General features: G+C 40.5%; 22 protein-coding genes, 1 tRNA gene and 4 pseudogenes. 9 read left to right on the forward strand and 18 right to left on the reverse strand.

Annotated elements, in window-relative coordinates; all coding sequences use genetic code 11:
• The 7 genes from BP621_RS16165 to BP621_RS16195 form a co-directional block, all read right to left on the reverse strand.
• Window positions 1-815 (reverse strand): COG1361 S-layer family protein (locus BP621_RS16165; RefSeq protein ID WP_292391704.1); only part of this gene is annotated, 815 nt, incomplete at its 3' end.
• Window positions 816-824: 9 nt separating this feature from the next.
• A complete protein-coding gene (locus BP621_RS16170; protein WP_292391706.1) occupies window positions 825-1,751 on the reverse strand; it encodes an ABC transporter ATP-binding protein in 927 nt (308 codons plus the stop codon).
• 239 nt (window positions 1,752-1,990) lie between these two features.
• Window positions 1,991-2,188, reverse strand: coding sequence for a hypothetical protein (locus tag BP621_RS16175; protein ID WP_292391708.1), 198 nt, complete (start codon window positions 2,186-2,188; stop codon window positions 1,991-1,993).
• 550 nt (window positions 2,189-2,738) lie between these two features.
• Complete coding sequence (locus tag BP621_RS16180; RefSeq protein ID WP_292391710.1) at window positions 2,739-2,873, reverse strand: hypothetical protein; 135 nt, start codon at window positions 2,871-2,873, stop codon at window positions 2,739-2,741.
• A 19-nt stretch (window positions 2,874-2,892) separates the two neighbouring features.
• A complete protein-coding gene (locus BP621_RS17135) occupies window positions 2,893-3,141 on the reverse strand; it encodes an FtsX-like permease family protein (RefSeq protein ID WP_349682092.1) in 249 nt (82 codons plus the stop codon).
• 115 nt (window positions 3,142-3,256) lie between these two features.
• Window positions 3,257-4,663, reverse strand: a complete 1,407-nt coding sequence (locus BP621_RS16190) for an MATE family efflux transporter (protein ID WP_292391714.1) — start codon at window positions 4,661-4,663, stop codon at window positions 3,257-3,259.
• A 20-nt stretch (window positions 4,664-4,683) separates the two neighbouring features.
• Window positions 4,684-5,193: a MarR family winged helix-turn-helix transcriptional regulator gene (locus BP621_RS16195; protein ID WP_292391715.1), complete on the reverse strand. Its 510-nt coding sequence runs from the start codon at window positions 5,191-5,193 to the stop codon at window positions 4,684-4,686.
• A 282-nt stretch (window positions 5,194-5,475) separates the two neighbouring features.
• Between BP621_RS16195 and BP621_RS16200 the strand changes: the two genes are divergently transcribed.
• The 3 genes from BP621_RS16200 (at window position 5,476) to BP621_RS16210 (ending at window position 7,722) form a co-directional block, all read left to right on the forward strand.
• Window positions 5,476-5,560: transfer RNA gene (locus tag BP621_RS16200), tRNA-Leu, on the forward strand.
• A 543-nt stretch (window positions 5,561-6,103) separates the two neighbouring features.
• Window positions 6,104-6,973 (forward strand): alpha/beta fold hydrolase, encoded by an 870-nt coding sequence (locus tag BP621_RS16205; protein ID WP_292391717.1) that lies wholly within the window; start codon window positions 6,104-6,106, stop codon window positions 6,971-6,973.
• 290 nt (window positions 6,974-7,263) lie between these two features.
• Window positions 7,264-7,722 (forward strand): pyridoxamine 5'-phosphate oxidase family protein, encoded by a 459-nt coding sequence (locus BP621_RS16210; RefSeq protein ID WP_292391719.1) that lies wholly within the window; start codon window positions 7,264-7,266, stop codon window positions 7,720-7,722.
• A gap of 115 nt (window positions 7,723-7,837) precedes the next feature.
• Here BP621_RS16210 and BP621_RS16215 read toward each other — a convergent pair whose 3' ends face one another.
• From BP621_RS16215 to BP621_RS16225, 3 genes are all read right to left on the reverse strand, one after another.
• Window positions 7,838-8,644, reverse strand: a complete 807-nt coding sequence (locus BP621_RS16215) for a hypothetical protein (RefSeq protein ID WP_292391721.1) — start codon at window positions 8,642-8,644, stop codon at window positions 7,838-7,840.
• A 231-nt stretch (window positions 8,645-8,875) separates the two neighbouring features.
• Window positions 8,876-9,277 carry an SET domain-containing protein gene (locus BP621_RS16220; RefSeq protein ID WP_292391722.1) on the reverse strand — a complete coding sequence of 134 codons (402 nt, stop codon included), beginning with the start codon at window positions 9,275-9,277 and terminating at the stop codon, window positions 8,876-8,878.
• Window positions 9,278-9,346: 69 nt separating this feature from the next.
• Complete coding sequence (locus BP621_RS16225; protein WP_292391723.1) at window positions 9,347-9,754, reverse strand: hypothetical protein; 408 nt, start codon at window positions 9,752-9,754, stop codon at window positions 9,347-9,349.
• A 299-nt stretch (window positions 9,755-10,053) separates the two neighbouring features.
• On the opposite strand from BP621_RS16225, the gene BP621_RS16230 reads away from it, so the two are divergent.
• Both BP621_RS16230 and BP621_RS16235 read left to right on the forward strand, forming a co-directional pair.
• Window positions 10,054-11,190: a NosD domain-containing protein gene (locus BP621_RS16230; RefSeq protein WP_292391725.1), complete on the forward strand. Its 1,137-nt coding sequence runs from the start codon at window positions 10,054-10,056 to the stop codon at window positions 11,188-11,190.
• A 460-nt stretch (window positions 11,191-11,650) separates the two neighbouring features.
• The gene (locus BP621_RS16235) at window positions 11,651-12,124 is read left to right on the forward strand and encodes a universal stress protein (RefSeq protein WP_292391727.1); all 474 of its coding nucleotides are present in this window, start codon (window positions 11,651-11,653) and stop codon (window positions 12,122-12,124) included.
• Window positions 12,125-12,466: 342 nt separating this feature from the next.
• Here the strand turns inward: BP621_RS16235 and eno are convergent, their stop codons facing one another.
• Complete coding sequence (gene eno / locus BP621_RS16240) at window positions 12,467-13,753, reverse strand: phosphopyruvate hydratase (protein WP_292391729.1); 1,287 nt, start codon at window positions 13,751-13,753, stop codon at window positions 12,467-12,469.
• 639 nt (window positions 13,754-14,392) lie between these two features.
• On the opposite strand from eno, the gene BP621_RS16245 reads away from it, so the two are divergent.
• On the forward strand, window positions 14,393-14,782 hold the full coding sequence (locus tag BP621_RS16245; RefSeq protein WP_292391731.1) for a transcriptional regulator: 390 nt from the start codon (window positions 14,393-14,395) through the stop codon (window positions 14,780-14,782).
• 168 nt (window positions 14,783-14,950) lie between these two features.
• On the opposite strand, the gene BP621_RS16250 is transcribed toward BP621_RS16245, so the two are convergent.
• The 4 genes and pseudogenes from BP621_RS16250 to BP621_RS16265 form a co-directional block, all read right to left on the reverse strand.
• Window positions 14,951-15,406: a PPC domain-containing DNA-binding protein gene (locus tag BP621_RS16250; RefSeq protein WP_292391732.1), complete on the reverse strand. Its 456-nt coding sequence runs from the start codon at window positions 15,404-15,406 to the stop codon at window positions 14,951-14,953.
• 14 nt (window positions 15,407-15,420) lie between these two features.
• A pseudogene (locus tag BP621_RS16255) lies at window positions 15,421-16,097 on the reverse strand (ABC transporter ATP-binding protein).
• 215 nt (window positions 16,098-16,312) lie between these two features.
• Window positions 16,313-17,197: a DMT family transporter gene (locus tag BP621_RS16260; RefSeq protein WP_292391734.1), complete on the reverse strand. Its 885-nt coding sequence runs from the start codon at window positions 17,195-17,197 to the stop codon at window positions 16,313-16,315.
• A 139-nt stretch (window positions 17,198-17,336) separates the two neighbouring features.
• Window positions 17,337-17,960: pseudogene (locus tag BP621_RS16265) on the reverse strand (transposase); the annotation flags it as partial.
• 295 nt (window positions 17,961-18,255) lie between these two features.
• Between BP621_RS16265 and BP621_RS16270 the strand changes: the two are divergent.
• The 3 genes from BP621_RS16270 to BP621_RS16280 all read left to right on the forward strand — a co-directional run bounded on the left by BP621_RS16270 (window position 18,256) and on the right by BP621_RS16280 (window position 22,117).
• Window positions 18,256-18,777, forward strand: coding sequence for a DUF367 family protein (locus BP621_RS16270; protein ID WP_292391736.1), 522 nt, complete (start codon window positions 18,256-18,258; stop codon window positions 18,775-18,777).
• 197 nt (window positions 18,778-18,974) lie between these two features.
• On the forward strand, window positions 18,975-19,466 hold the full coding sequence (locus BP621_RS16275) for a TIGR00725 family protein (protein WP_292391738.1): 492 nt from the start codon (window positions 18,975-18,977) through the stop codon (window positions 19,464-19,466).
• Between the two features lie 359 nt (window positions 19,467-19,825).
• Entirely contained in the window at window positions 19,826-22,117 is a 2,292-nt protein-coding gene (locus tag BP621_RS16280; protein ID WP_292391740.1) for a DNA topoisomerase I, read from the forward strand.
• 69 nt (window positions 22,118-22,186) lie between these two features.
• On the opposite strand, the pseudogene BP621_RS16285 reads toward BP621_RS16280, so the two are convergent.
• The 3 genes and pseudogenes from BP621_RS16285 to BP621_RS16295 all read right to left on the reverse strand — a co-directional run.
• Window positions 22,187-22,473: pseudogene (locus tag BP621_RS16285) on the reverse strand (helix-turn-helix domain-containing protein); the annotation flags it as partial.
• A 106-nt stretch (window positions 22,474-22,579) separates the two neighbouring features.
• Window positions 22,580-22,858: pseudogene (locus tag BP621_RS16290) on the reverse strand (PKD domain-containing protein); the annotation flags it as partial.
• Between the two features lie 676 nt (window positions 22,859-23,534).
• Window positions 23,535-24,277: MBL fold metallo-hydrolase (locus tag BP621_RS16295; RefSeq protein WP_292391742.1), on the reverse strand; the 743-nt coding region annotated here is incomplete at its 5' end.

Genomic DNA, 24,277 nt, shown 5'->3' on the forward strand with positions numbered 1-24,277 from the left:
AAATCCGTTGCTCCTCCTACAAAAAGTCCTGCTGTGGTCTGAATATTTTTCGAATTAGAGTCAGCATCTTCATACGAAAGATTCACATTCAAGGTATAGAGTCCCGGAGTAGCGCTTACGTCTGCCATCACGGTATAGTCAACTTTTACTGATTGACCTGCATCCAGATACTTGATGTGTTTTGTGTTATCAGAATATACAGGCAAAACTACGCCCTTGGGATCATTCCAGGAGAAAACCAGGTTTTTCAACGGAGAAGTCCCTGTATTTGTCACAATAAACTCAAGAGGCTCTTCCTTTGCTATATCAATATCAGCCTTGCTTATGGTCACGACCTGAGCATATTCTTTGCCCTGAACCTCTAACTGAACTGTTTTTGTAGTAGTGTAAGTCGTTGCTGAAGATCCTGATCCGCTTTTATAGGTGGTGACGATATCAAGATTATATGTGCCTTCCGAAGCGTTGGCGTCGGTCATGAGTTTGAATTTCAGAACCCCAGCGTCATCATCATCCTGTCTTGCATTTAGATAAGAGATACTCTTTTCAAGGTCTTCTCCGGAAAGTTTACTGAAAGGATATTCCGGATTGAGTTTAACCTTTATGTCTTTCAGGTCAGCGTTTCCTACATTCTGCACACTGAGAGTAAGTTCAACAGGTTCCCCAGGTCGGGCAGTGTCAGGGTTTTGATTAGTTACATTTACCTGCACAGCTGAAGAATCTATATTTCCATTTGATGCACCGAGGGCTGTTCCAACTCCAAGGCACAGGAACGTTGAAACAAGCAGTAAAAATGTTATTAAAGAGAACTTTCTCATTTTAATTCCTCAATTCAGATTCGGCTCATTTTTCGTACTTGGTTCATTTTTCGTACGTGTTTCGATTTTTTCTATTTCACCGTCTCGAATGTACACAACTCTTGTTGCATATTTTACAAGCTCAAGGTCGTGAGTAACAATGATGATTGTCTTTCCTTCTCTTGCGTGCAGTTCGTCCAGGAAATCCAGAATATAATTACCAGTCTTCGTATCCAGGTTTCCTGTAGGCTCATCTGCCAAGATTATAGGTGGGTTCACAGCCAGGGAACGAGCTATTGCAACTCTCTGCCTCTGTCCTCCTGAAAGCTGAGAAGGAAGGTTTTGTTTCTTGTTCGCGAGTCCGACAATGTCAAGCAGGTATAAGGCTTTTTGTCGAGCTATTTGCCGATCCTCTTCCTGAAATTCAAGGGGCAGCAGAACGTTTTCTTCCGTACTGAGCGTGGGGATGAGATTAAAAGTCTGGAATATGAAACCAATCATTTTTCCTCGGATAATGGCGAGTTCCGATTCGTCAAGTTCTGAGATATCTTTAGAATTCAGGCAAACAGTGCCTTTTGAGGGCAAATCCAGGCAGCCCAGCAGGTTCATCATGGTACTTTTCCCACTTCCGCTGGGCCCAAGAATTATCAGAAATTCCCCTTCATAGATTTCCAGGTTTATTCCTTTAAGAGCTGCAAACTCAACCTCCCCCATCTGATAGATTTTCCAGACATCGGTCAGTTTGATAAGAGGCTCATCTTTGTTTTGAGAAATCCTTACCGCATTGGAACTGTTAGCAGCGTCGTTTCCGAAATTAAAGTATGGATTGATTTTCAGATCCCCTTCTGAATCCCTCTCGGATGAATCCGAAAAACTCGCTGCTCCTTCAAGCGAGTTCATAATTTTTGAGGGATTCAATATCGTTTTAAAAGAATCTATTATTCCAGTAAGTGTCATACAAAACCTCTAAAAGTTAGTCATATCTGAGCTTAGCCTTTTCAAGGTAGCTTGAGTTTTTATTCTTGTGATGCATGGTTTCCATAGTTTCCGTGACTTATTTTATGATGCAGTAGAGTGTTCTTTGACGAATCCTCAGAATGGTAATTGTATTCTCAGGTTAATGTTACATCTAATTTGTATGAGCTATCTGTTGCGTAGGTATAATCTGGTCTAATCAGACCATCTATATGATCCAGTTAGACCCTGTGGTTTGATTTGTTTTTGAGGCACCAGCTAAATGCATAGTGCCTCATTTTCTGGAGTGTAGGCTTTTGCTGGCTGCTTCTTTTCTTTATTACAATGGGGAACACCCTATTTTCAAGCGATAGACTTGATTTTCCTAGTGGCGAGGTTTCTGTTTTTAAGGCGTTCCTTCTCAGATTTTCCTTTTCCATTGTAATTAACCGATTGAGCACCTGCCTGATATGGGTTGAACACCTGTCTGATATAGGTGTCTGATATTGGGCTGAACACCTATCTTATATGGGGCACTTGATCTTCCAGCCACTCAATAGGATTGGAGGCAGCCGACCCACTCATTGGCGTTTAATAATATAAGCATACTTAACTAAAAACGGGGGAATATAGAGAATTAATTTATCAATGAAGCTTTTATAGGGGATATTCATTTAATTTAATCTTTAATTATCTCATAAAAGGCAAATGAAGCCTCAGTAAAGTATTGTCCTCGGTGGGTTTTTTTCAAAAGGAGCTTCAGGCTTTACACAAGAGTTGTTTCTTTCGGCCCGGACAAATATTCAGAATAGCTGTTCCAAAGATAACGAAAAATGCTCCTTCAATTAGAATTTCAAGATGTCCTCCAGTATTGCACTAAATTTCAATTGCCGATAAAGAGGTTATATACACGAGTTTGGATCAATTTAAAAAAGAGCATTGCCTTCGTTATTTGAGAAAAGTAAAAAGAGTTTCTAGCGACTCTGGCTTTCAACGGCCATACCATAACCTTTTTTCTGTTAGCAGAAGGCCACAGATTCCAATGAAGCAAGAAATTAAGAAAGGGGAATCAGCCCTTTCTTTTCCGTTTATTCCCTTCTTCCCGTTTATTCCTTTTCTTTTCAATTTATTCTTCCTTTTCCATTTATTCGTACCGTAATGCATTCACAGGCTTTAATTTAGGGACCCTGTAAACTGGTACCATCTCAGAGATCATTCCTATCAAAACTGCAAGGGTAAGTCCATCAAGCATCAGAGAAATGCTTACTCCGCCACTCTTTCCAGTCATCTCGCTTCCCATCGTCATCTGGAGCCCAGATGAAACAAAGGTTCCCAGAATAACTCCAAGGATACCACCAACAAGGCCAATTATTGCGGAATTAAAAAGGAAAATAGTGAGGTATCCCGTTTTTAGCTCCTATGGCTTTCATAGTTTCGATTTTCTTCGTCTTTTTAAGGATAGAAATGAAGACTTTTTTGATCTGCCACGAAAACTCTTTTGCGAACTGTTAGAGATTAGACGTTTTATCTGCAGTTTCTGACCCTGAAGCTGTTTTTGAAGAATATTTGCTTTCTTTGAAGATCCTGTATAGCCTGAAAAGCAGAAAGCTAGACAGTAGAAAGGCCAGAGAGTCCGCAACCGGAAAAGCCGCCCAGACTCCATCCAGTTTGTATACACGGGGAAGGAGAATAACAGCCGGAATCAGAAAAAGAAGCTGCCTGCTAATGGAAAGAATAAAAGCGGGTTTGGCTTTTCCTAAAGCCTGGAACAAAGTTGAAGTAATTACATTCAAACCTATCAAAGGAGTTCCCAGAACCATAATCATTATCGCATCTTTTCCAACTGCTAGATATTCTGGATCTGTACTGAATAATCCGAGAAGTTGTTCTCTTAAGAGGTAAATAATGACCAATCCAATAACTCCAAAAGTCGTTGCTGCTGTAAGAGTTATTTTCACGGCTTCTACTATCCTTCCATACTTCTTTGCTCCGTAGTTAAACCCAACAACGGGTTGCAAGCCAAAGCCCATACCCAGGATGGTCATGAAGATGAAGGCGTTAATCCTCATTACGGTACCAAAAACAGCAATAGAAGCATCTCCTCCATAAACTGCAAGTGCATTGTATACGCAAATCATCATGATACTCATCGCACTTTCCATTACAAATGATCCGGCCCCTACGGTTGCAATTTCCTTAATGATCTCCATATCTGGTTTTAAAGTTTCAGATCTGAATTTTACAGCTCCTTTTCCTTTAATGCAGTATAGTAGAAGCCAGACTGAGGCGGTTCCCTGTGCAAGTACAGTTGCAGTTGCAGCGCCACGCACGCCCATTCCAAAGCCGAAGATGAAAATCGGGGCAAGAAGCGTGTTGAGGCTAACTGCCAGTAACATCGCATTCATGGCAAGGCGAGTATTTCCTTGAGCTCTGACAATATTCTGAACCGAAACTCCATAGACAAAGACAATTCCTCCTGCAAGTATAATCTCCAGATATTCTCTGGCATAGGGCAGGACTCCAGCAGTTGCCCCGAAAATCTTTAAAATCGGGTCAAGATAATGAAGGCAGAAGACAGCAAGAAGTAAGCCAAGGATAAGGTTCAGAGTGAAAAGATTTCCCAGAACCTTCTCAGCCTTCTCGTTATCTCGTGCTCCGAGAGCACGTGAGATAATTGAAGCACCACCAGTCCCAAGAAAAATTCCCACGGCTGTAACTATCATCTGGACTGGAAAAGCAATAGAAAGTCCACCTATGGCCTCTACACTATCTGCTCCATAGGCCCTTCCTATGAATAGAGTATCTATAATATTATAGAGAGCCTGTGCCAACATTCCGACGATCACAGGAGTCGAAAGCTTAAACAGGAGCTTCCTTATGTTCTCTGTACCAAGAAATGCACTTTTTTCATCCATGTTTCTATCCCCATCGTTTTTCACTTCATGTCATCTGGTCTATCCGATGGAGGCTCGAACCCAGGTTCAAAAAGTTTAATCGCAGCTTTCTGAATGAGTAGTCTGAAAATTTCTTTTTCTTCCAACGTGAAATCCGAAAAGAGAATATCTGTAAAAGCAGTCAATTTCTTAAAAATTATATTTCTCATTTCCTTGCCTTTATCAGTCAGGTGGACCCTGTAAGCTCGAAGATCATTTTCATCTCTTTCCCTGTAAACGTAACCTTCTTTTTCCAGATTCTGGATCGCTCTTGCACTTGTTGCTTTGCTAACTTTCAGCATCTTTGCAAGGGTTTCCTGGGAGACACTATCTTTGTGGTATAATACCAGTAAAAACTCAAACTGTCCACTTCCGACCCTGTAAGCATCGAGTTCCTTTGCCATGTACGCCAGATGGCTTCGATAGATGTGGGCAATCGGACCTAATATCTCTCTTGGGTCTATTTCTCGTAAGTTTGTTCCTTTCACGTGTATTTCTCTTGGATTATCCATAATATTATCCTTCACATTTTATGAGCTGGGTAGCTTGTTTTTAAATAGACCACTAAATAAAATCATTACAATTGAAACTAATCTGATCTCTGATAGGTTTATTAGGTATATAATAGTTCCCAATGAAACTAAAATTAACTACAAAATTTTCGTGCTTTCAAATCGCACTCCTTACATCAAATTTCTTAATATGTTAACTTTAAATTCATACTTTTTTACAGAAAAGTTTATAATAAAGTTTATAATAAGTTTTTAAAGCCTAGTTATTTACTATCTCGAGATACGAGAGTTGCCCAGCCAGGTCAAAGACGCTAGGTTGAGGGCCTAGTCTCATAGGAGTTCTTGGATTTAAATTCCATCCCTTGTATAATTATGGCTTAATCCGGTTTTTTATTTTGTTCCCGGCAATGATGAACATATTGAGAATAAGAGAGCAGCGCATTGGTAAGTCGCTATTTCGTGCTTTATATCTTCATAATATCAGACAGTCTCACGGGTTGATGGTCGATGCCTGAGACCGGGGTGCACTTCTCGTGCTGATCGGGCGAGCAAATGCAGGAGAGAGTTAGGGAGCCGGGAGCTGCCGCAGTACTCGTGCAACCGCCCTCTGCATATCAGGATATGTTTTAATGCGCCGACTATGCATGACTGTGTCTGTATCCAACTGCAAAAAGATCCCGATTGTTGGTGAGGGCTCAATCTCCGGTGTCACTTTCTCAAGTAGTTCAAGAGCATCCCTACTTTCCCCATCTCTGTTGGCTGTACGAGTGTTGCCTATAATGACAGTTCTACTTCGATGGATTCAAGTTTGTAATGACTTTGTCCATATCCAATACATCGGGGAAATATCCAACACCCGATTCTGTTTGCCTTCTCAAACGATATCTGCCAAGAATCTGGAAGTTTTAAAATGCCCAGCCAACTATCCTCTTTCAAAAGCTCAAAAGGTGAAGCCGAGTATGTATCAGCTTATGATACTGTCCTGAAACTTTGGCCAGTGCCTTTTGAAGAAAATGATATAATGACCCGTTTCGGAACTACCCATGTCATCGCGAGCGGATCGAAAGGGTCGCCGCCACTTTTTTTGCTGCATGCTACTGGTGCAAGTTCCACGATGTGGTTCCCAAACATCGGCGCTTTAAGCAGCGCCTTTCGTGTTTATGATGTCGATATCATTGGTGAACCGGGAAAAAGCCGGCAGTCCCGTTTACTCAGAAATAGAGAGGATTGCGCGAACTGGCTGGGCGATGTAATGCAGGAGCTATGTTTAGAGAGAACGAATATTGCCGGATTATCTTATGGAGGGTGGCATACGCTCAACTTTTCTTTATTTTTCCCGGATAAAGTTAACAAAATTGTCGCTCTTGCACCTGGAGCTTCAATTCTGCGGTTCAGCTTGCCTGTGTTCTTATTGCTTCGCTTGCTCCCCTATTCGCCCGTCAAACCTAACCCTTTGAGGAGTTTCTTTAACAAGGGTTTTTACCCAAATGAATTATTTGCCAAGCAATTCGCGAGTGGTGTAAAACATTTTCGCTACCCTACCCCTAATGAAAGCATTTTCACCAACGTGTTCAGTGAGGTTGAGCTAAGAGAAATCGATGTTCCAACACTTTTTATTGTCGGCGAAAATGAAGTTATTTATGATCCAGTCGCTGCTATCGAAAAGGTCAATCAATTGATACCAAACGTAGAAACAAAATTGGTCCCGAATGCAAGTCATTTTGTCTCTATGGAACAGCCTGCTCTGGTAAATAATCATATTTTAAAATTTCTGGGATAACGAGATCTTTTATTTATTTCAGCCGAATACCCAGCTAGCTTGCTGCAGGGACGGGAATCTTCTCCGGCAACCGTTGATGATAATATAATTTTTCACTTCCATTTTTTCGGTTATTAACTCTGCTCAAACTAAATTCTTCAGGGTTATTATTTCCTTTGACAGAATTTGGAGCGGTGGCGCGAACATACCCCATTGCTTGCAGCGGGGTGAGCCAGCGCAACTTTTATTCCAAGAATAAATATTTATTTTACAGGTTTTTATATTAAATGAATTTCTTTAAGGTGAAAAGAATGGGAAGCAAAGACCTAATCCAGGATCAGCAGCAGATAGAAGATATTCTCTCAAAGGCAAAGTTCCTTCGTCTCGCCCTCTTGGACTCAGACACATCCTACATTATTCCAATGGCTTTTGGATACAAAGATAACAAAATTTATCTCCACTGTTCCCGCGAAGGCAAGAAGATTGACATACTTAGCAGGAACTCCAGAGTCGCTTTTGAAGCCGATTCTGAGGCTGAAATCATCACCACCGAGGACATCTGCAAATATAATGTCCGCTACAGGAGTGTTGTAGGGAACGGCCAGGCACGGTTTGTTGAAGATTATAATGAAAAAGTAGAAGGGCTTACTGTCCTATCCGAGCATTACGGAAAGAAAGGGCCTTTTGAGTTTGAAGAATGGAAAGTTAACAGACTGTGCATAGTTAAAATTGAGATTGAAGAAATGACAGGGAAGCAGCATGGATTTTGATTGAAGCAGCAAAGATCCCTGTGAAAAATAATCTACTTTCAATTTCTGCTTCTATTTATCCTAGTTTGAAATCCTTTAACATTTATATGAGAAAATTAATGTATTTAAGGAATTTTTAGGTTAGATAGTACGCAAAAGCACTTAAAACCAGTCTGATTAAAGAAAAAACAATCGAAATCATTGAAAAAGCCAGAAGATATACGTTTAGAGCCAGGATTCCCGCAAAAAGTCCGGAACAATCGGCATTAAGGAAAAAGGCAACCAGATTCACCAGCAAAATAAAGGTAAAGATCGCTATTAAACCCCTGCCTGCTCCTTTAAGGTCTTCTTTGCTCAGGGCTATATGGGAAGAGATTGCGATTGCCAGGGCAAAATAAATCCAGAAATTGGGAGAACTCAGATTTTCCACCGAAAATATGCTTTGAAAGAGACCCGCGGTAAGAGCGAAGAGTTTTGTCAATATATACTGGTCCGGCTGGGCAGGCTCAAGATTGAGATAATCTTCAACCCTGGCAAAGGAATCCGGTAGCAACAGGTTCATTCCTATAATAAGAGCCGCTGTACCGCTGAAGATTGGGCCCATGCCTATGAAAAAGTTTCCTATGTTCTGGTAGAGGCTTTTAGGATTCCAGCTGTGATTAACGTATCCAAGGGTCCCGTCCTCTGCTTTACGGGAAAACAATTTGAATTTAGTTATTTTGTGTCTGAATACGTAGCACATTAGCAGGTGGCCAAGTTCGTGAATGGGAGTGCCTATCCAGGCTGTAGCCAGAATTCCCTTCCTGCCAAAAACTCTCTGGACGTAAAAGTTAGACCGGTTTTCTAGAAGGCCGAGTATCATTCCGACAAGAATCAGAAAGCCTGTGATATAGAAGGTTTCAAATAGGCTTACTCGAAAAACCGTAAGAAATGCGTTTTCCATTTTTAACTCCCTTTTGTAACTTTAGGAGAAGTTTTAGCTTTGAATTGACCCGGAATAAATTCCACAGCTAGCTTATAGGTTATCTTATATGTTAGCTTTTTATTATAAAGTTGCTGAAGAAAATATAAACTTCGCGCCTGTCACACATAAATCAAAGAAGCTTAGAGAAGTTTGAAAGAGTGAATACCTCATCTTTAGAATAATCAATGATTACATCAATAATTATCCTTTTCAGCAAATTTCAAGATTTTCCTGATCTGCCAGATCAAACCAAACTGGGGTTTTGTCTTCAGGATCGCAGTTATAGTTTATTGTTATTTCTTCGTTTTCCTGAATATCTCTTATACAGATGTATTTTAAAAGGCCATTCTTGAAGTCTTTGTAGTACCTTGCGTTCGGGTTGTACGAGTGATTATAAAGAGAACCATATCCCAGCGCGATAGCTGCGTCTTTTGAATCAGAACTCCAGGCGAAATAATAATTATAGAGTTGGGTAAGCTCAAGTGAATCTATCTCTTCAGCGGGTAAGACTATGACAGGACAGATTTCTATTACCTCTCCTTTTCTAAAGTTTCGCTGTGCAAATACACCCCTACCTTTTCCAAGTGAGTCTTTAACACTTATTGATAACATATGGCCACAACCCCTTAAAATTTAAAAACTACCGATAAACTATTTTATTATGTTTAAAAATCATATAATTTATAGGTTTCCCTTTAAATTTTTAAGTTTAGTGCTTGACCAAACTAGAGATTTCCTGACATCTTCACGGCGTGCAATTTCGTTTCCAGATGCAGGATTTTTGGATATAGAAATTTTATCTGTACTCCTGAGAAACCTGAAATAACCAAAACCTATCAAAAAGATCGGGTAAGCGATTTTCCAGGTAAACCCGGAGATTAAAAAACTCAGGGACACGAGTGAAATAACCGAAAAAACCCATTTCAGCCAGCTAGTTTCGGTTTTCCAGTAGGCGATTATAATGAAGGCGTAGATGAAAATGAAGTTCTGGTTTACGAGCAGCATCATGGCTGATACCGGAATTTTGAGGAGATAACTTCCAATAATGAGGAGAATCAAAAGTATATACAGCCTAACCAGGCTGGGCACAGGAATATAAGTATTCGCACTCTTGTATTTTTTTAAAGAGCCTTTAACTATAGAATACCAATCAGATACAAATTGACCATCAACATATAAGCAATTGAAATTTACAGAACTTTAGGTACATTATTATCAGGTTTTTAAGGTAAAACGTGTGCATTGTTTTATTTCTGAAAACTTATCTTTTTACCACAATATAAACTAATTTTATAAAACTTTGATTAAAATACGAAAGTTTAATACTATAAAACAGATATAAATTCTTGGCATTTTATATCTAAAAGTTAAATATAGGAGTGCAAACCATGAAAATTAACAAAAAAATGGTTTTAATATCGGTAGCCCTGATTTTATGTTTAATCGTTATTTCATCTACTGCATCAGCTGCTACTCTAAAAGTAGGACCCAAAGAAAAATACAAGACAATTCAAAAGGCTGTGAATGCTGCTCAAGAAGGAGATACCATTATTGTTAATTCTGGAACTTATCGTGAGAACGTTAATATTACAAAAAGTAGCTTAACAATTCTTGGAAAAGGTTATCCAAAGGTTGATGGATTCACTGATCTTACTGACCCTTATGGTCAATATGGACAACACGATATTAATATCAATGGATTCTCTATCATGAAAAACGGAATTGATTTAAGTGGTTTAGGATCAACTGGCCAAATAATAAGAAATAATTATTTCTATTCTTGTGATGCTTATCTTATTGGAGAGATGTCTTCTGGTACTATCAAAAACAACGATTTTACAAAAGGCGGGATTGTTTTAAGTGATACTTCTGTAGAGATAATTGGAAATAAAATTAAGAACGCAGATATTGGAATAATTTTAAGTGAAGGAGCTGGAGGAGGAACAAGTGCAAGCATTTCAGGAAATAAAATAACTGACTGTGATGTAGGAATTGAGTTTTATAGAGATAGTGCTGGTGGTATTTATAACAATTACTTTAGCAACAAAAAGAACATAGTATTCGATTCGTCATGGAACGGCGAGGTAAGTTCCTGGAATACCACTAAAACTCCAGATTATAATATCGTTTTAGGACCTTACATTGCCGGGAACTTCTGGGGTTCCCCTAATGGCAAAGGCTTCTCTCAGACAGCTTCTGATAAGAATTATGATGGAATTGCAGATTCCTCCTATGTTATAGACAGTGAAAATATTGACTACTTACCTCTGGTTGCTATTAAAGCTCCGGTAGCTTCTTTTAAAATGTCAAAGTCAAGCGGGAAAGTACCGTTAACAGTCAAGTTCACAGATACAAGCAAAGGAGTAAACATGACAGAAAAATGGAGCTTTGGAGATGGAGCAACTTCCACTTTAAAGAATCCATCACATAAATATACAAAAGTTGGAAAGTTTAAGGTTACTTTGACGGAAACTAATAAGATAGGAAGCAGTTCAAAGAGTCAGTTTGTAAAAGTTACTAAATGAGGAAATTATATTTCCTCTTACTAATTTTTAAAATGATCATTCTCGTTAAATAATTGCTGCTTTTTCTGGTAATACGTCACCGATATCCTAGTGTCATGGAAATTTAATTATTGAGCATAATCTTTGATAGCTTCTCATCAACATATCGAGATTCAGAGTTAACATGTGGCCAATAACTAAATTTTCAAGACACTAGAGCTCTGAATGGGTTTTAAGAAAGTAGCAGTTCTAGCTTCCCTTAACGTAAGAAGGCCAAAGAGCACGAGTGCAAAAAAACTAAGCTGGTAATCCACTTTATAAGTTCGCTCATAATAATTGACAATGAGAAAGACTTTATTGCTTTATCGATTTCTCATGGAGACTTGCAAGAAAAGGGCCTGGTTATTATTCTTCATGTGATTCATTATCTTCATTCCAAAAGTCTAATTTAGGAAACCCACGTATCTTAATAAGGTTCTATATGGAAACTATTGATTTTAAGAAAATAATGATTGCAACCGACGGCTCGGCCTGCTCCAGGCTGGTTGCTGAAAAAGGGATTGAACTTGCTCGGTTGAGTGGAGGAAAGGTTTATGCAGTCTATGTGGTGTCAACGGACTACTTAGCTCCTATCAATGGTGATTCCTTTCCTATGGGTGTGGATCCTTACTGGAAATCGGTACATGAGGCATGGAAAAAACAGGGGCATGAGGCTGTAAATTCTGTAAAAAGCCTGGGAGAGACGAAAGGGATCAATGTGGAACCCGTTCTTCTTGAAGGCAATCCATCAGAAGAACTGATCCAGTATGCCGAAGAGGAAAAAATGGATATTATTATTATGGGGACTCTTGGAAAGACAGGACTGAACAAGCTGCTTCTTGGCAGCGTTGCAGAAAAGCTGGTCCGTCACTCGAAGGTTCCGGTTATGGTTGTAAGGGATAAATGTAATTTATGAAAACGAGTTATGAAACTGAGTTCCGGAAACTATAACTTGCAGCCCTTCTTTTTGCCTTTTCTTCAGGTTCGTACTATCTGAAGCCTGCTTATCTGAACTCTTCTACGAGTGTGTGTTAGTTTTCTAGAGTACGAAAACACATATCTTCTGGCCCATAATGTACTTTGTTTTTCAGATATTTTGCCCTGAAATTGAATTGTAGGACAGTCTCTAAAGTATCAGATATTCACAACCCTGCATGCTCCCTATTTAATAATAAGGTTAAAAAACAGAAATAAAAATAAAACGAAGAAAAAACGAAGAAAGAAAGCTAATAATGGTTAAAATGGAAAATTAAAAAGGTTAGAGCTGCACGTAATGTGCAACTTCACCCAGGTCTTCTTCAATTCTTAGAAGCTGATTGTATTTTGCAGTCCTTTCTCCACGGGCCGGAGCTCCGGTCTTGATCATTTCAGCCCCGATAGCAACTGCGATATCCGAAATTGTAGTGTCCTCGGTTTCGGCAGAGCGGTGGCTTACTATTACGGTATAGCCGTTTCTGGAAGCCATGTTTGCAGCGTCAAAAGCTTCGGAAAGGGTTCCGATCTGGTTGACCTTTAAGAGGAGTGCATTTGCAGCTCCCATATCAACGCCTTTTGAAAGCCTCTCAATGTTGGTGACAAAGAGGTCGTCACCAACAATAATTGTGTCCCAGAGCTCATTGGTCAGGGCTTCGAAATCCTCAAAGGATTCCTCATAGAAGGGATCTTCAATAGAAAGGATAGGATAGGAATTCACAAGTTCGACGTAGTAATCCATCAGTTCGGGAGCAGCAAGTTTCTTTCCATCTATTGTATAAGTTTCATCTTCGTAAAACTCGGAGGCTGCTGCATCAAGCCCGATTGTAACCTCTGTGTCAGTGTAGCCTGCTTCCTCAATAGACTGGACAAGGGCGTCAAGGGCTTCGGTTGACTCACTCATCTTGGGGGCATATCCTCCTTCATAGCCCACATTAGTAGAAGACCGGCCGTATTTCTTTTCCAGTAATTTTCCAAGAGTATGATAGATTTCGGCCCCTATCTGGAGAGCTTCGTAAAAGGTTTCTGCGCCTTTGGGCTGAATCATGAACTCCTGGATTGCAAGCTCGTTGCCTGCATGCTTACCCCCGTTAAGGACATTCATTGTGGGTACCGGAAGAGTAAACGCATTTGAGCCCCCAAAATAACGGTAGAGAGGAACATTAAGGGAGTCTGCAGCGGCTTTTGCAACAGCCATGGATACCCCAAGAATTGCATTTGCCCCCAGGTTTGATTTGTTATCGGTCTCGTCGAGCTCGATCATCAGTTCATCGATTTCCCGCTGGTTCCGCACATCAAGCCCCAGCAATTCCTTCTGGATGATGGTGTTCACATTCTTTACTGCAGTGAGAACTCCTTTTCCTCCGTATCTATTAGGGTCTGCATCCCGCAGTTCAAGGGCCTCGTTCGTACCAGTAGAAGCCCCTGAAGGAACACTGGCTCTGCCAAATCCCTTCGGCGTAAACACATCAACTTCAATAGTGGGATTTCCCCTTGAATCCAGGATCTCCCGAGCATGTATCTTTTGGATTTTATATTCTCCAGAATCCTGCTGTAGACCGATATACGACATTATTTCACCCTTTTTAATCTCTGATCTATTTATAGATATATTCTGTTATTTGAAGCTTAACCTTAATTTTGAAGCTTATCCTTAATTCGAAGCTTACCCTTAATTTTGAAGTTTAACTTTAATTTGAAACTTAATCTTAACTTAACCGTTAGATGTCCGAATTGTATTTAATTCTTTATCCGGTTAACGTAAATAATTTTAATTAAGTTTTACGCTATTGTCTCATAAGAAACCCTATTAACAAATGAAGGCTATATGTTGAATTCCCGAATCCAGAAACATTTTTGCCTCAGGTATCTGCATCTTTAGCTGTGTGATTTCAGGAATATCATACTTCGAGCATTTGCAGGAGATTTTCTTATTTTTGTAACCCTTAGCTCAGGCTTCCCGAGTTTCAGGAATGTCCATTTTCCTGCAGGCACTAGCTTTAAAGGTTTTGGTCAGGATTACAAAACCGGTTTTTACAAAACCGGTTTTTTTCCGGAGATTTGCTAATATTAGTTTTTATATTAAAACTTTCCAAAAAAAGGTATTATTAGTGTTTGATAGCTATTTCACTCCATAACAATACTCAATTTATTTAAAAAAACAATTTTATCTACATAAAATATATAAACCTGAAAGTATTATTCACTTTCGATGACCGACGATTCTCCAGTTAATTTAACCGAAAAAGAGTATTCAATCATTGACATGCTCCAGAGCCTGGGACTCCCGAGGACGGAGGCCACAGCTATCGTGTGTCTGAAAGACTGCAGTGAGCTCAGGTCTCTTAACATTGAACTTGTATCAGGGCTTAGACAACCGGAAGTAAGTGTAGCTATGCGCCCCCTGCGGGATAGGGGCTGGGTGGACGAAAGGTCTGAAAAAAAGAATAAAGGAAAAGGTAGACCTGTGAAGTACTACCAGTTAACTTTGCCCTTCCCACAAATCGTTAAAATCCTCGAAGAAGAATTTTTAAAAGATAACAAAGAAAAAATGATTGCAGTCAAAAGGCTTCGAGAACTGGAGACAATATCGCAAAATTGAGTTTGAGGGAAACTGCAAACAATTTTGCAGGACTGTTTTTTACTTATCGTTATCATACCCAAATTTTCTAACCCTGAATGTAGCGCTTGCTTTACTTTAATTTTTGGACCGACCTGACCTTTGCGATTGATTCGAGCCCTTGATTATAGCGCTTGTCTTAAAAGAACGTCATTCCAGATCCGAGACCTGCTCAAAACCTACAGGGGCAAAGCCATGTTCATTATCTGCAATTCTTCTTGCAGAAATTCCCTCAAGTTCGAAGACAAAAGCCTCAACTACCATAAAAACTTCGCTCTCACCTCTCAAGCACCCTAGTTTTACGTTGTCTCCCCTGCCTGCACCTGCATGCAGATGGATCTTAGGTTTTCCATCCATTAAAAAAATATCTCCAATTCCCAGAATCTCATGGGCATCATCAAAGTAGGACCATACAGGTTCTGGAGGAGTTATACTTTCTTTCGGGCCTGTGACAAGCTTTGCTTCCTTTAATGCACCCAGCAGCATAAAAACCGCAGATTCGATGCGTTCCAGTTCAGCAAGTTTAATCAATTCCAGAATCAGATCATCTCCATGATCGGCCCTGACGGTAAATACTCTGCCTATCCTTCCTTTTGCATACTCCATCTTTTTTATCCTCGCTAATCTATAATTCTCCCGCCGACAAGCCTGATAATCCTGTTAGCTTTTGAGGCCAGGTCCTCATGAGTAACCATGATAAAGGTCTGATTATACTCCCTGTTCAGCCGTCTGAGCAGTTCATAGATCAGGTCACCCGTTTTTGTATCAAGGTTGCCTTTAGGCTCGTCCCCAAGCACGATTGCAGGAGAGCAACTAAATGCCCTTGCTACTGCAACCCTCTGGTTCTACCCTCCTGAAAGTTCACCGGGTTTGTGATCCACCCGGTCTTCAAGTCCTATATCTTTCAGGAGATTTTCAGCAATTTCTTGTGCTTCTTTCCTGTTTTATCCCGCAATCAAGAACGGCATTACTACATTTTCCAGAGCCGTAAATCCGGGAGCAGATGATGGTACTGAAAGACAAAGCCGAGAATCCTGTTCCGCATCCCGGGACGTTCCTTATCCGAGATATTTGTTACGTCTTTACCGTTTATCAGGAGCGTCACCGAACTTGGGGTGTCCAGCAGACCTATCAGATGCATAAGTGTGCTTTTACCTGAACCCAGCGGCCCAACAATTGCCACAAACTCCCCTTTCTTAATTCTCAAATTTGCATCGTCGAGCGCACTAAATTCCATTCCGTTTTTATATATTTTTGTCAGATTTTTAAGCTCAGTAATTGGGCTTTCTTTAGTCATACTTTTCCTGCGTTCTCAAAACCATTGTAATAAAAGTAGAGGGGCTCTTAACTAAAGAGCTTTTGGGGCAGAACACAGGATTCTGCGGAAAAACTCTATTTTGAGGCAGCTTTCCCTTTTGTTTTGAGATGAGAATTTTACAAGAGGAAAATCTACAAGAGGAAAATTCTACAAGAGGAAAATTCTACAAGATCAGAATTCTAGGTTATGTTCTTCTATTTCAGGCCTACTCCATCCCTTTTACTTATAATGTAAGCTGCTGTCAGAATGAAAACGCAACCAAGAAAAGTCGAGGCGTAGAGCGGATTTTTCAGGACAGTAACGTCAAAGAAAATTCCGGAAACAGGCTCGACCAGGGCAAGAATGCTTCCTGTCTGGGCTCTGATTCTCGAGATCCCTCTAAGGTAAATTACGGCAGCGAACGTAATAGTTAAGCCAAAGAGAAGCAGGATGTCAAGGTTCTTAACGAAAACGGCAGCTGGAATGGAGAGGGCAGACGGCAACACAAAGAGAAGGCTTATTCCAGTCAGCCAGAAAGTTTGGGCTATTCCTGAGTAATCATCCCTCAGATACCGGATCGTTATTATATTTGCCCCGAATGAGAGTCCTGAAAGTAACCCGAAAAAAAGGCCTTTCTGGAAATCAGGACCTGTATGCCCAAGAATTTCTCCCGGGCGGGCGATCAGTAGAACTCCTGCAGCTGCGAGCAAAAGAGGGAAAAAGCTATTACTGCTTCTGTGTTCTCCGAGAATAGACGGAGCAAACAGACTAACATACACAGGAGCCGTATAAAGTAGAAGGACAGCAACTGAGACCCCACTATACCGGATGGACGAAAAGTAACACATTCCTGTTATCGCATTCAAAAGGCCCAGCAACAGAAGATATCTTCTTTTCTTTTGGGGTTTGAGCTGTCCGAGCCCTCGATTGAGCAGCAGATAAACAAAAATCATGCAGAATCCAAAGAAAAGCCTGGAGAAAAGGATCGATCCGGTTGACATATCCTGAACTCTGTCCAGAAAAACTCCTATAGTGCCGTAAATTATGCTGCCAGTTATAATTTCCAAATATGGCTTTAAAGAGTATTCCTGCGCAGACATGGTCGAGAATTAAAAGCTTGCGGATATATATTTTTTGGGCGTGGAAAAATCTCGAACCCGTGAGCTTTATGAAGAATTTTGAATAAGAAATAGCCCCCTTTTAATTTCTTCATTTCGAGAAGGCTTGTAATTCCTTTCTTTCTGTATCTTTTAAGTTCTTTGAGTATTTCTGGATAAATTTTAGGTTCTGCTGCACTTGCTTCATTAATACGAAACGCTAAAGGTTTCAATGTTTGAGAATCAAGTGCAAGAGTCAGTTTCATGCTAATGAAGAAACCTCTATGGGTTGAATGGCCCCATTTATAGTCTTTATTTTCCAGGCTTTCTTTGGTAATCTTTTTAGCGTGCCAGTTCAGGTTAAGGTTTATGTCAGTGCTGTCAATAATAATGCCTTTTGACCCACTTTTTCTCTTAGGACATAAATTATTCAATATTTCAAAAACAAAAGCAGTAAACTCTTGTGGCTCATACTTACTAAGAATGCCATAAATTTCATTTTCAGTTGGTACTAAACTGATTTTTAAAAAGTTTCTTAAGATTTCTCTTTCTTTTAATTACTTTATAGCATATGAGATTTCACAAGAAAAAACATACTCAGAAGAACAATTTTTATAGTAGGTACTGATTTGTGGAGGGGCACAATGTTCCTCCTTGTAAGAGTTTGCTTACAAAATCTCAAATCAAAAACATTTAATATTTCGGACAATAATTTCCACTTGAAATCTTCGTTTAGTGGTATAAGCGGAGGTTTCGTAGTCATCACCACAGAAGGATTATTAATCCTTCTCAATAAAATTTACGATTTTTTATGACCTTAATTAATATTTAGGCGAAAAATTAGATGTACTTTTTTTAGGGAAATAATGTGATATCTTTGTTAATGGGAAAAAACAGTAATAACTCTTAATTAACAATGGACTTAAGAGAGCCCTAATAAGAAAAGAAAGAAAAAAGAAAAACAAGGGAAAGAGAAAGCAAGTAAACAAGAAAGCATAAACAAGGAAGCAGGTAAATAAGGAAGCTGTTTAAATAGGATCTCATCATCCAGAGGATAAGTAATGAATCCAACAGATCAACGGGATATTCCCCTTTACATATATCATGCCGGGCAGTGTGACCCGAAAAAGTGCACCGGAAGAAAATTGGCTCGCTTTGACCTTGCCCGCCTTTATGACAAGATATCAAGGCTGCCAAGGTCAGCGATCCTTCTTGACCCTACTGCAGAAAAAGCCCTATCTGCTGCCGACGATTACAGAAAAGGTGTCATCGTACTCGATTGTTCCTGGGAAGAAGTGGAAAGGGTTTTTCCTGAACTTGCGAAGTTGAATCTTGAGCACAGAGCCCTTCCTTATTTGCTTGCAGGAAACCCTGTTAATTTCGGAAGGCCCTTCAAACTCAATTCAGCTGAAGCCTTTGCAGCAGCTCTATGTATTTTGGGGCATAAAGAACAGGCTGAAAAAGTTCTCTCCAAGTTTAATTGGGGGCACAGTTTTCTCGAACTCAATAAGGAACCGCTTGAAGAATATGCCACAGCAAAAAACAGTACTGAGATCGTGGAAATTCAGAGTCATTACTTCTAAATATTTATTGTCCACTATCTCCGAATGTCCATTGTCCACTATCTCCAAATATCTATTGTCCACTATCTCCGAATATCCATTGTCCACCATTTCCGAATATCCACTGTTTCTAATTATTTTTGAAAGCCCGCAAATTCGGGCTTACTCTAAGAAGATACTCGTAAAAGACCTGAAATGAAGAAAAGGATGTTTGTACAATGAAAGTACCTGTGAAAGTAGAGGCCAGAAAACAGATAGGAGTTATAGGTGCAGGGGCTTGTGGCAGCGAAGTAAGGACTCTTGCAGAAAGGGTGGGAAGAGAGATTGCAAAAAGAGGTGCGGTTCTGCTCTGCGGAGGTCTGGGCGGAGTTATGGAGGCTGCCGCATATGGAGCAAAGCAGGAAGGGGGAATAACCCTGGGAATTTTGCCCGGAGCCCTGCGAGAAGAAGCGAATCTCTGGATAGATATTGCGGTTGTTAGCGGGATGGGGCATGCCAGAAACGCTCTCATAGCGCAGTCTTCAGATGCATTGATTGCGGTTAATGGAGAATACGGAACACTTTCGGAGATAGCGCTGGGTCTAAAGATGGGTAAACCTGTAGTTGTGGTCGAACCAGGCTGGAAAATTGAAGGCATTCACAGGGCAAAAAGTCCAGAAGAAGCCGTAGAACTTGCTTTTAGGCTGACTGAAAATAAGGGAACGTACTAAGAAAGTACTAAAAACAGCTAAACAAAAGCTGAGAGATATTTGAGATTGAGATATTGAAAGGAATCAGCAGAAAAAATATCCCCTAGAAAATCGTATCCCATAGAGTTGTGAAGAGAGAAATAAGGACAGCTGAGTAGAAGAGTTTAACGGGTGGATGGAGCCTCTTGAATGGCAGATGAAGATCTCTGAGACTAATTTTAGTTACGGATGACAGCGTATTTCGAGATTTAATCCAAAAATATATATTGGAAAAGGAAACTTCAAAGAATTAGGAGGCAGGCTTTGTCTCAGACTGGAAGGAGTTTTGGGGTACGCTAGTATTCCTCCATAGAATTTAAAAAATTATACCGGAGTTTTAGATGCACCTGATTGTAACGGAAAAAAATATAGCAGCAAGGAGGATAGCTGCGATTCTGGCTCCAAAAAACCCGAAGAAAGATAGAGTCAGTGGAGTAGACGTATACCGGTATGAGATTGAGTCCGATGGAGAGAAGCAGGAGACTGTAGTTGTAGGGCTGTCGGGCCATATCGTAGGGATCGATTTTCCCAAGGAGTACAATAACTGGCAAAAAGTGGAGGCTAAAACCCTTATCGACGCCGACATCATAACTACTCCTATCAACCGGAAGATCGTAACTGCCCTTAGAAGCCTGGGAAAAGAGGCAAGCAGGGTCACAATTGCTACTGACTACGACCGGGAAGGAGAACTGATAGGAGTCGAGGCCCTCAATATCATAAAACAGGTGAATCCGAATGTTCCTTTTGACCGGGTGCGCTACAGCGCAATAACCCCAAAGGCAATAGAAGCCGCATTTTCAAATGCAACAGATGTTGATTTTAATCTTGCGGATGCAGGCCATTCCAGGCAGGTCATTGACCTCGTCTGGGGCGCAGCTCTTACCCGTTATATTTCTCTTGCCGCAGGCAGGCTTGGGAAGATGTTCCTTTCTGTAGGCAGGGTACAGTCGCCAACCCTTTCTCTTATTGTTGACAGGGAAAAAGAACGAAATATTTTTGTCTCAACTCCTTACTGGGAGATCTATGCCGAACTTCAAAATGAAGAAGGAAAAACCTTCTTAGCTCAGCATTCAACCCGCCGATTCCTGGATAAAAAGGAAGCGACAAAAGTCTTCAAGAAACTGGGAAACCAGGCCGAATTAAAAGAAATCGAAAAAGGGAAAAAGACTGACCAACCTCCTACTCCATTTAATACCACAGGTTTTATAAGCGCAGCAAACTCAATTGGGCTCAGTCCCGCAAACGCAATGCGGATAGCCGAAGCTCTTTATACGAACGGTTATATTTCATACCCAAGGACTGACAATACGGTTTATCCCGAAACCCTTGACCTGAGGGCGCAGATTGAGATTTTCAAAGAAGGTCCCTTTAAAAAATATGCAGACGCCCTGCTTGAGAAGGCCGAACTCATTCCTACGCGAGGAAAAAAGGAAACCACGGATCATCCACCTATTTTTCCGGCTTCCCTTGCAAAAGAGTCCGACTTAAAAGAGGACGAGTGGAAAGTCTACGAACTTGTAGTCAGGCGTTTTTTTGCGACCTTTGCCGGGCCAAGCGAATGGGAAACTATGCGCTTGAGGCTTGACATCAATGGAGAAGAGTTCAGAGCAAACGGGGCAAGGCTTGTAGAGCCTGGCTGGAGATGGTATTATCCTTACAATGCTCCTGAAGACAGGCTGTTTCCCGAACTCCATAAAGGCGATTTCCTGAAGGTTATAAACAAAGAAATGCCGGATAAAGAAACCCAGCCTCCGGGCCGTTACGGGCAGGGAAGACTTATCAATATTATGGAAGAGCTCGGGCTCGGAACAAAGGCAACGCGGCATGAGATAATCAGCAAGCTTTATTCTAGGGCCTACATTCACGGAAATCCCGTGCAGCCTACGAATACCTCTTTTGCAGTAATGGATACTCTTGAGAAGTATTCCCCTACTATCACAAAACCGGACATGACAAAGCTGCTTGAAGAAAACATGGACCGGATTGCCGAGGGCAAGATCAAAGAAGTTGCTGTCCTCGAAGAATCACGGGATATACTGAAACAGGTCTTCTCGGAACTCAATAAAAACCGGGACAAAATCGTGGAATCACTCCAGGCAGGTCTCAGGGAAGACAAAATAATAGGCACCTGTTCAGACTGCGGAAGCGAACTTATGATCCGGCGTTCGAAAAGAGGAGGCCGTTTTATAGGCTGTAACAATTATCCGAACTGTACCTTTTCCCTCCCTCTACCCAGAAGCGGACAGATTATAGTTACTGACAAGTTATGTGAAGCCCACGGCCTGCACCATATCCGTATAATCAACGCAGGAAAACGACCCTGGGACCTAGGCTGCCCTCAGTGCAATTTTATAGAATGGCAGAAAACCCAACAGGAAGAGCAGGCCCAGCAGCCTAAAAAGGAAAAACCCAAATCAATTAAGGATCTCGAAGGCGTGGGAAAAGCCACCGCAGGAAAACTGGAAGAAGCCGGGATTACAAGTGTGGAAGCCCTGGCAGAAGCCGATCCTGTAGAACTTGCAAAAACAATAAAAATTAGTGTAAAGAAGGTAAAAAGCTGGCAGGTCTCATGCAACGGCACAGTTGAGAGCAACAGCACAGTTAAGGATAACTGTACAGCTGAGGACGTGTGAAAAATAGTCCTCACTGACGTCAGTGTTTTATTTTTGCCTGCTTGGAAAAAATCCACGTGTATAAACCCTCAAAGGCGAGGAAAATGTGGTTCTCAAATCAGAAACTTGTTCTGTTGTTAAAAAAACTTTGCTCTTCGACCAGGTTTGCATTTAAGGCTGAACAAGCCTTCATTTTCAGCTCGTTTTATCCAACGATAAACCGTTGAACCATGGACTAATAGATCTTCTGCAACTTTAGCTACACTCAAACCATTTTTAACCAATAATAAAGCTTGAAGTCTAATTCTCTCATTTTTATTGTAGGAACTACTTACAGCTGTGGCAATATCATAAGTGGTAAACATTTTCAAGCTCATATATAAAACAATATAATGATATCTAATAGAATAATGTTGCAATAAATACAGATCTGACTATATGCTGAATAATTAAATTTTTTTATTTGTTTTTCAATTTAAGGGTTTATTTGCTTTCAGAGTAGATACCGGGTCTTGTATTTGTTGTCACTGTTATGTAATTTGTCTTAGTTGCAGTACTGCTGCCTGCCGCATTGCTTACTGTAAGTGTAACCTTATATTTTCCTTCCTGTAAATACTGATTTTTTGGATTCTTGGTTGTTGAAGCTTTTCCGTCTCCAAAATGCCATTTCCATTTAGTCGGGGTTCCTGTGCTTTTGTCGGTGAATGAAACTGTTAATGGAGCTTTTCCGGAGGTAGGTTTCGCAGAAAAAATTGCGACCGGTGGGTTTGGGGTCGGTTTATTTCCTGAAATAGTGCACAATATGAAAAAATGTTAATAATTTGGATTTATTTACATTCTTAAACTTTCTCATTCGAATCGTGGCTTTATAAGTAAAGCCCCGCGTGCATCCCTTCGAAAATTATTTGTGTTTCAGATCAGTCTTCCATAATTTACAGGCCTGAAATGAGTGAAAATCAATTTAGATACTTTGAAAAAAACAAAATTCCGGGCAAAATATTGTAGATTATTTGTCCTTGCGCCTACAGAAGTATTTAACAATATTATCGCAAATATTATATTAGATATTATAGTAAAATTTTAATGTATTTTAAGAAGGTTTTATTCTGGAACTTACTTTTAAAGGTGGATGCAGGGAAGTAGGACGTTCTGGTTTGCTTGTAAATGGGGAAGTCTTGCTCGATTACGGGATAAAAACAGGAGACATTCCAGAGTATATAAGTTTTATTAGTGAGATATTTTATTTAGAAGGTAGGCCAAAAAACTGTGCTTCGAATGGAAACAGTATATGAAATTTAAAAGATTGACTTAATTAGAATGTGCAAAAAACATTGAACTTCATTTATACTTTGTTTTGTATATCCTTCAAGTTTTTGGATGAGTATAAATAAACTGGAGTATCAGCTAAAGGATAAGTCCTTTTCGACTTTTATCTTTATTAAAAGGTAAATAATTCCCCGTTTGCGGGTGCATATGCATCCACACCTATTTCTTCCGAAATCCACTGTGCAAAGCTTTCAGTTTTGTCACCATGCATTATAAAGACCCTTTCAGTGCCTTTCCTGCAGAAATCCTTCACAACCTTTTTGAGTTCGCTATCGCCGCTGTGAGCGGAGAAGTCATACTGTTCTACCCTGGGTTTGAGACTAAGGATATCTCCTCTGGTCTCAACAAATCTGTGCTCAAGTGCAAGCCTGCCGTTTGTGCCTTCTACCTGGTAGCCCGTAAGCAGGACTTTTGAGCTAGGATCTTTGTAAAGCCGGCTCAGGTAATAGAGTACAGGCCCTCCGTTCAGCATCCCGGCTGTAGTAACAATGACTGAAGGCTTTTTAAGTACCGAATCCCGCTGCTTATCCTTTACGGGAATAGCACGTCCAAAAGCCCGATCAAGGAGCTCGGGAGTTTTAAGGTATTCAGGGTATTTTTTAAGAATCTTGTATACATCCCTGCCCATACCGTCCACATAAGCCTGAATTCCATGGGCATCAAGCAACATGAGTATCTCCTGAGTTCTGCCTATTGCAAAGGCAGGGATAAGGGCAGTGCCTCCCCTATCCAGAGTACTAAGGACCGATTCGATAAACCTCTCTTCGGTCTCTTTTCGCGGGATATGCTCTTCCCCAAAATATGTGCTCTCAAGAATAAGAGTATCGGCTTCGGGAAACTCAGCCGCCCCAGTTA

Source organism: Methanosarcina sp. UBA5 (assembly GCF_002505485.1).
GTDB lineage: Archaea > Halobacteriota > Methanosarcinia > Methanosarcinales > Methanosarcinaceae > Methanosarcina.